This window comes from Tardiphaga sp. (assembly GCF_041424195.1).
Classification (GTDB): domain Bacteria; phylum Pseudomonadota; class Alphaproteobacteria; order Rhizobiales; family Xanthobacteraceae; genus Tardiphaga.
Genome location: NZ_JBGMOE010000211.1, coordinates 24,052 through 31,498 on the forward strand (window position 1 = coordinate 24,052; position 7,447 = coordinate 31,498).

The following is a 7,447-nucleotide window of genomic DNA, read 5'->3' on the forward strand; positions in this document are numbered from 1 at the left end:
GAGGATTGAATGAGCGCGATGATTGAACGTGACGCCTATATCGCAATGGTGGGCAAGGAAGTCGGCGTGTCGCCCTGGCATGTCATGGACCAGAAGCGCATCGATGCGTTTGCTGCGGCGACGGAGGATTTTCAGTTCATCCATGTCGATCCCGCGCGTGCGCGCGAAACGCCGTTCGGCTCGACCATTGCACATGGCTTTCTGACCATGTCGATGCTTTCGGTGTTCTCCTATGAGGCGCTGCCGCAGCTCGCCGATGTTGCCATGGGCGTCAATTACGGCACCGACAAGATCCGCTTCGTGTCGCCGGTCAAGGCGGGATCGCGCATCCGCGGTCGCTTCACGCTGACGGAGGCAACACTGCGCAAGCCCAAGGAATTGTTCACGCGCACCAGCGTGAGTGTCGAGATCGAAGGCGAGGACAAGCCGGCGCTGGTCGCCGACTGGCTCGGCCTTGTCTATTTCAATTGAGGAGAGTTCCAAATGACCATTCGATTTGACGGCCGCGTCGCCATCGTCACCGGCGCCGGCAATGGACTGGGCCGCGCCCATGCGCTGGGCCTTGCAAAGCTCGGCGCCAAGGTCGTCGTCAATGATTTCGGCGGCGCGCGCGATGGCACCGGCGGCTCGATGACTGCAGCGGAAACCGTGGTCGAGGAAATCCGCGCAGCCGGCGGCACGGCGATGGCCGATGGCGCTGACGTTTCCAACTTCGAGCAGGTCAGCGCGATGGTCGAGAAAGCGACCAAGGATTGGGGCAGCGTCGATCTGATGTGCGCCAATGCGGGCATCCTGCGCGATAAATCCTTCGCCAAGATGGAGCTCGCCGACTTCGCCAAAGTGCTGGACGTGCATCTCACCGGCACGTTCTATTGCTGTAAGGCGGTCTGGGAAGGCATGCGCGCGCGCAATTACGGGCGCATCGTGCTCACGACCTCGTCGTCCGGCCTCTATGGCAATTTCGGTCAGGCCAATTACGGCGCGGCCAAAACAGGAATGGTCGGATTGATGAATGTGCTCGCCGAGGAAGGCCGCAAGACCGACATCCGCGTCAATATCGTTTCACCGACGGCGGCGACGCGGATGACCGAGGAGCTGCTGCCGGCGCAGGCGCTGCAGTTGATGAAGCCGGAAGCGATCACGCCTGCGGTGGAATATCTGCTGAGCGAGAATGCGCCGACCAAAACCATCATGGGCGCCGGCGCAGGCTCCTTTGCGGTCATCAAGATTCTCGAAAGCGAAGGCGTCAATTTCGCCGAAGCTGACTGGAGCCCGGACACGATTGCCGCGCATTTCGCGGAGATCAGTGATATGTCCAAGGCCCGGGCGCTGGAAGGCGCTTTCCACCAGACCCAGAAGTATGTCGAGCAGGCCGCCACCCGATTGGGCGTGAAGGCCTGATCGCCGGCTTCACCACCGCGTGTGACCGTGACTGAGCCTGTGAAGAACCAAGTTGCGGTGATCGGCGCGGGTCCAGCAGGGCTGATGGCGGCCGAGGTTCTGAGCCGTGGCGGCGCTGCCGTTACGGTCTATGACGCGATGCCGTCGGCTGGCCGCAAGTTCCTGATGGCCGGACGCGGCGGCCTCAATCTTACCCATAGCGAGCCGCTGCCTCAGTTTCTGAGGCGCTATGGCGCCGCAGAAGCGCGGCTTGCGCCGTCGGTCACGGCTTTCACGCCAACGGCCTTGCGCGATTGGAGCGAAGCGCTGGGGCAACCGACTTTTGTCGGCTCCAGCGGCCGGGTATTTCCGCAGGCGTTCAAGGCGTCACCACTGCTGCGGGCATGGCTGCGGCGGCTGGATGACAACGGTGTTCGGTTCGCATTCCGGCATCGCTGGACCGGATGGGACGGTGAGGAGCGTCTGACGTTTCAGACTCCAAACGGCTCGCAGTCCATTGCCTGCAAGGGCGCTGTGCTCGCACTCGGTGGTGCAAGCTGGCCGCGGCTGGGATCTGACGGCGCGTGGGTCGATCTGCTGACTGCAAGGGGCATCAGCGTCGCACCGCTGCGTCCGGCGAATTCCGGCTTTGCGGTCGCGTGGTCGGAGATATTCAAGGACCGTTTCGAGGGCCAGCCGCTGAAGGGCATTGCGCTGTCGTTCGGTGCACACAGCGTGCGCGGCGAGGCGATGGTCACGCGTGGCGGTATCGAAGGTGGTGGCATCTACGCGCTGTCGTCCGAGTTGCGCGAGGCGGTCATCGCGGATGGCAAGGCGATGTTGAAGGTCGCGCTGCGACCGGATCTTGGCGTCGAGGAACTGACGACCAAGCTTGCGGCATCACGCGGCAAGCAGTCGTTCTCGAACTTCCTGCGCAAGGCAATCCACCTGTCTCCCGTGGCGATTGGGCTGCTGCAGGAAGTCGCTGTCGCAGAGGGCATTCAGCTGGCGTCTTTGTCGCCGGAGAAGCTGGCCGCTTTGATCAATGCCGTGCCGGTCACGCTCAGTGGCGTCGCGCCGATCGCCCGCGCGATCTCGACGGCGGGTGGCGTCACCTTCGGCGAGCTTGATGACGCCTTCATGCTGAAGCGTATGCCGGGGACATTCGTTGCTGGCGAGATGCTCGACTGGGAAGCGCCGACCGGCGGCTATCTGCTGCAGGCGTCGTTTGCGACAGGGGTTGCAGCGGGCGAGGGCGCGTTGCGGTGGCTGGCTTTTTCGCCCCGATAGAACGCCGACCTCATGGTGAGGAGCGCGCTCTTGCGCGCGTCTCGAACCATGAATGTGTGTCCATCCTTCGAGACGGCGCCAAGCGGCGCCTCCTCAGGATGAGGTCCGAGTGTAAGCGCTGTCGCGTTACCGCAGCTTCCCCCGCGCCGCTACTGGCAGCGTGCCGATGATCTCGTCACCGCGCACCATCACCACTTCATCGAACATGTTGACGACGACGCAGACATGGTTCGGCACGATGCGGACGACGTCGCCGACATTGGGGCGCGTATTGCTGCGCCCGAGGTCGAGGAAGCCGTGCTCCTCGGCGAAGCGGGCGATCTTGGCTTCGGGATGTTCGAGGATCAGGCCGTAGCCATCGAGGCCACCGGTATCGGGCGTCAGGGTTTTTGATCCGGCATCGAGGATGCCGCGTTCCGGGCCGGCGCGGCTGACCACGGTCGAATAGACATTGAGCGCGCAGTCGTCCCAGGTGGCAGAGCCGGCGGCGACCTGCATGCGGTCGTTGTAGATATACGTGCCAAAGCGATGTTCAGTGGCGCCCTTGAGCGAGCCGACATTCTTCAGGTTTGGTGTGCCGCCCGTCGAGACGATCGTCGGCTCCAGACCGAGCGCGCGAACGCCGGCCAGCGCTTCGTCGAAGAACTTCTGTGCGTCGGGCCAGCCGGTTTCAGTCGGGTAGAGCATGAAGCCGGCAAAGGTCAGGCCCTTCGAGGCGGCGATCTCCCTGGCGAGCGCAATCGCCTCTGCCGGCGTCTCGACGCCGGCGCGCTTGCGGCCGGTGTCGCATTCGACGACGACGTTGACGTTGCGACCCGAAATCGCGGCGGCTTTCGGCAGGTCGCCGATGACGACGGAGTTATCGGCGGCCACGGTGACATTTGCCTTTGCCTGCAACGCGCCGAGTCGCGCCATCTTCTCGTCGCCGAGCAGGTTGTAGCTGATCAGGATGTCGTCGATGCCGGCATCGGCCATGATCTCGGCTTCGCCCAGCTTCTGGCAGGTGATGCCACGGGCACCGGCCTCGATCTGCATCTTCGCGATCACAGGGCTCTTGTGCGTCTTGATATGCGGCCGGTTGGCAACGCCGGCGGCATCGCAGACCGCCTGGATGCGCGCGATGTTGCGCTCCACGCGGTCCATGTCGATGACGAGAGCGGGCGTGCCGTAGTCGCGGGCAATCCTGGCGGCGAGCGTGGTGGTCATATTGTTATTCTCCTGCGCGTGTTCGGATCGCAAAACCGGTGCCCGCTTTTGCGGAACACGCGCTCACGCGTTCTCGATTTCTTCGCGGAGCATTTCCAGCTCCAGCCATTGCTCTTCCGATTCCTGCAATTCCTTCTGCGCCTTTGAGAGCGCAGCGGTCGCGGTGTCGAACTTCTTGCGATCCTTCTTGTAGAGATTGGGATCGTCCAGATGGCGCTGTTGCTTGGCGATTTCTGAGCGCAGGTTGTCCATCGTCTTCGGCAGGGTATCCAGCGCGTGCTTGTCCTTGAAGTTCAGCTTGCGCTTGGCGGCGGGCTTGGATGAGTCCGACTTGCCGTTGCTCTTGCTGCTGGCTTCAATACTCGCCGTCTTGGCTTCGCGCTTCAGATCGGCGCCGCGCTGCGCGAGCATGTCGGTGTAGCCGCCGGCATATTCCATCCACTTGCCGTCGCCTTCCGGCACGATCACCGACGTGACGACGCGATCGAGGAAGTCGCGGTCATGGCTGATCAGGATCACGGTGCCCGGATAGTCGCTGAGCATTTCCTCGAGCACGTCGAGGGTTTCGAGATCGAGGTCGTTGGTCGGTTCGTCCAGCACCAGCACGTTGGACGGCTTGGCCAGCGCCCGCGCCAGCATCAGGCGCCCGCGCTCGCCGCCGGACAGCACTTCGAGCGGCGTGCGCATCTGCTCCTGACCGAACAGGAAGTCCTTCATGTAGCCGACCACATGCTTGGGCTGGCCGTTGACCATCACGTGGTCGCCGCGGCCACCCGTCAGTGCTTCCGCAAGCGTGGTCTTCGGGTTGAGGCTTTCGCGATGCTGGTCGAGCGTCGCCATCTCGATATTGGCGCCGAAGCGGACGGTGCCGGAATCCGGCGGCTCGGCGCCGGTCAGCATGTTGATCATCGTGGTCTTGCCGGCGCCGTTCGGGCCGACCACGCCGATGCGGTCGCCACGCTGCACGCGGATCGAGAAGTCGTCGACAATCTTGCGGTCACCGTAAGTGCGCGAGATGTTCTTGGCCTCGAAGATCAGCTTGCCGGACTTCTCGGCCTCGGCGGCGGCGAGCGACGCATTGCCGGTAGCGCCGCGATAGTCGCGGCGCTGCGCGCGCAGCTCATGCAGGCCGGCGAGGCGCTTGACGTTGCGCTTGCGGCGGCCGGAGACGCCGTGGCGCAGCCAGTGTTCTTCATTGACGATCTTGCGGTCGAGCTTGTGCTGGTCGCGCTCTTCCTCGGCGAGCACGTCGTCGCGCCACTCCTCGAACGCGCTGAAGCCCTTGTCGATCTGGCGGATCTGGCCGCGGTCGAGCCATGCGGTCGAACGCGACAGGTTGCTGAGGAAGCGGCGGTCATGGCTGATCAGCACCAGCGCACAGCGCCGGCTGGCGAGCTCGCCTTCGAGCCATTCGATGGTGGTGAGATCGAGATGGTTGGTCGGCTCGTCAAGTAGCAGGATGTCCGGCTCGGGCGCCAGCACGCGGGCGAGCGCCGTGCGGCGCGCTTCACCCCCGGAGAGAGTGTTGGGATCCTCGTGGCCGGTCAGGCCGAGCTGCTCGAGCAGATATTGCGCCTGATAGATGTTGTCGCCGTCATGCATGCCGGCCTCGACATAAGCGAGCGTCGTGGCAAAGCCGGAGAAGTCCGGCTCCTGCGGCAGATATTGAACGGTAGCGCCGGGCTGCACGAAACGGCTGCCCTTGTCGTTGTCGACAATGCCGGCGACGATCTTCAGCAGTGTCGATTTGCCGGAGCCGTTGCGGCCGATGAGACACACGCGCTCGCCTTGCGACACCGAGAGTTCGACGCCGTTGAGCAGCGGCGTGCCGCCGAAGGTCAGGAAGATGTCTTTGAGCTGGATAAGCGGAGGAGCCATAGAGTCAGTTCAACTTTGTTTCGGCGCGGGCGCAAAGGCCGGGTCGCGCTGGATGCGGCGGATGGTTTGATCCAAGGCCGACAGGAACGCCGAGCGGTCGCGCGGCGCGAATGATTTGGGACCACCGGTAACTTCGCCCGATGACCGCAGATCGGTCATCAGGTTACGTACCGCGAGCGTCATCCCGATGGATTGTTCTGTGAACGGCTTGCCGTTGGGCGCGATCACCGCGGCGCCCGCCTTGACGCAGCGGCTGGCCAGCGGAATGTCGGCCGTGATCACGATATCGCCCTTCTGGGCGCGTTCCGCAATCCAGTCGTCGGCGGCATCCATGCCCGATCCTGCGGCAATCCGCTCGATCATGGGATCGGTGGGCACCCGGATGAACTGGCCGGCCACCACGCTCACCGGCAGGCCGAAGCGGGCGGCGACGCGGTAAATCTCGTCTTTGACCGGGCAGGCGTCGGCGTCGATGTAGATTCGCATGCTCAAGGGATCGAAGGTTCCGGAAAAAGACAGTCATTTACGGGGTGGCGATGTGGCGCTGACGCAGGACAGTTCCTCCGTCCGTTGCCTTGCCTCGAACATGGTGACGGGTATCATCTCCCGCCAATGCGAACACTCAATTTCGCGCAGTTTTCGGGAGGAATCATGACAAGACGGCTCGAACCATACCGTGTCGAGGCTTTTAACACGGCCAAACAGTCCGAAAACAAGATGCATGACGATTCCGTCGCCCGAAAATTCGGCTTCAGCGGTGGTCTGGTGCCCGGCGTCGACGTGCTGGCCTATATGATCCACCCGCCGGTCGCGAAATGGGGCCGGGATTTCCTCGAACGCGGCCTGATCGAGGCCCGGTTCACCAAGCCGGTCTATGACGGCGAAACCGTCGAGGTGATCGCCGAGGAAGCGGGCGAGGGGCTCGCGCTGTCAGTCCAGGGCGGCGGTGAGATTCGCGCCACCGGAAACGCGTCGCTGACGGCCTTCCCGGTTGTACCGGGGCTGGAGGACTTTCCGGAAACGGCGGCTGTTTCGAAGCGGCTGCCGGTGGATGCCAATTCCTACGCGCTGGACAAATGGCTCGGGACCGCGCCGCGGGTCTGGCCCGAGGATGGACTTGCCGAATATCTGGGTGAGGTGCGCGAGGCGGATGCGATGTATCTGCGCGAGGGCATCGTGCATCCCGGCGTGCTGCAGCGGATCATGAACAAGGTGCTGGTGGACAATGCGCTGCTCGGGCCGTGGATTCACGTCGGCAGCAGGATGCAGTTACTGGCGACCGCGAATACCGACGATGAACTGATCGCGCGTGCGAAGGTGACCGCCAATTACGAGAAGAAGGGGCATCGCTTCGTCGAGCTCGATGCGCTCATCGTTGCCAATGGCACGACGCCCATCGCGCACTGCCAGCATATCGCGATCACTCAGCCGCGCGAGGTCGTGGCGGCGTGATGCTGTAGAGCAGCGGCGCGCTTCCTTTTCCTTCCCCACGCACTACGCTTGGGGGAGGGAGACTTCGCGCAGCGCCGCGTCGCTTCGGATTCAACTGTCAAACAGCCACCCCCCTCCAGACAACAACACCCTTCAGACATGCGTCATCGCCCCTGTTGTTTGCGGCGCGGGGGCGCCGTCGTCTCCTGCATTCCCGCCCCCTGGCGAGAGGGCGTGCGGAACGCCGGGTGCCCGATGCACC

General features: G+C 63.6%; 7 protein-coding genes. 4 read left to right on the forward strand and 3 right to left on the reverse strand.

What is annotated here, in order from left to right; all coding sequences use genetic code 11:
- The first annotated feature begins 9 nt into the window (after positions 1-9).
- The 3 genes from ACEK02_RS29615 to ACEK02_RS29625 all read left to right on the forward strand — a co-directional run bounded on the left by ACEK02_RS29615 (position 10) and on the right by ACEK02_RS29625 (position 2,670).
- Complete coding sequence (locus ACEK02_RS29615; RefSeq protein WP_371425014.1) at positions 10-471, forward strand: MaoC family dehydratase; 462 nt, start codon at positions 10-12, stop codon at positions 469-471.
- Positions 472-483: 12 nt separating this feature from the next.
- Positions 484-1,401 (forward strand): SDR family NAD(P)-dependent oxidoreductase, encoded by a 918-nt coding sequence (locus ACEK02_RS29620; protein ID WP_371425015.1) that lies wholly within the window; start codon positions 484-486, stop codon positions 1,399-1,401.
- An 84-nt stretch (positions 1,402-1,485) separates the two neighbouring features.
- Complete coding sequence (locus ACEK02_RS29625; protein WP_371425020.1) at positions 1,486-2,670, forward strand: TIGR03862 family flavoprotein; 1,185 nt, start codon at positions 1,486-1,488, stop codon at positions 2,668-2,670.
- Between the two features lie 126 nt (positions 2,671-2,796).
- Here the strand turns inward: ACEK02_RS29625 and ACEK02_RS29630 are convergent, their stop codons facing one another.
- The 3 genes from ACEK02_RS29630 to ACEK02_RS29640 form a co-directional block, all read right to left on the reverse strand.
- Complete coding sequence (locus ACEK02_RS29630) at positions 2,797-3,876, reverse strand: D-TA family PLP-dependent enzyme (RefSeq protein ID WP_371425016.1); 1,080 nt, start codon at positions 3,874-3,876, stop codon at positions 2,797-2,799.
- A gap of 63 nt (positions 3,877-3,939) precedes the next feature.
- Complete coding sequence (locus ACEK02_RS29635) at positions 3,940-5,754, reverse strand: ABC-F family ATP-binding cassette domain-containing protein (RefSeq protein WP_371425017.1); 1,815 nt, start codon at positions 5,752-5,754, stop codon at positions 3,940-3,942.
- Between the two features lie 9 nt (positions 5,755-5,763).
- The gene (locus ACEK02_RS29640; RefSeq protein ID WP_371425018.1) at positions 5,764-6,240 is read right to left on the reverse strand and encodes a YaiI/YqxD family protein; all 477 of its coding nucleotides are present in this window, start codon (positions 6,238-6,240) and stop codon (positions 5,764-5,766) included.
- Positions 6,241-6,405: 165 nt separating this feature from the next.
- Between ACEK02_RS29640 and ACEK02_RS29645 the strand changes: the two genes are divergently transcribed.
- The gene (locus tag ACEK02_RS29645) at positions 6,406-7,206 is read left to right on the forward strand and encodes a hypothetical protein (protein ID WP_371425019.1); all 801 of its coding nucleotides are present in this window, start codon (positions 6,406-6,408) and stop codon (positions 7,204-7,206) included.
- Positions 7,207-7,447 lie beyond the last annotated feature (241 nt).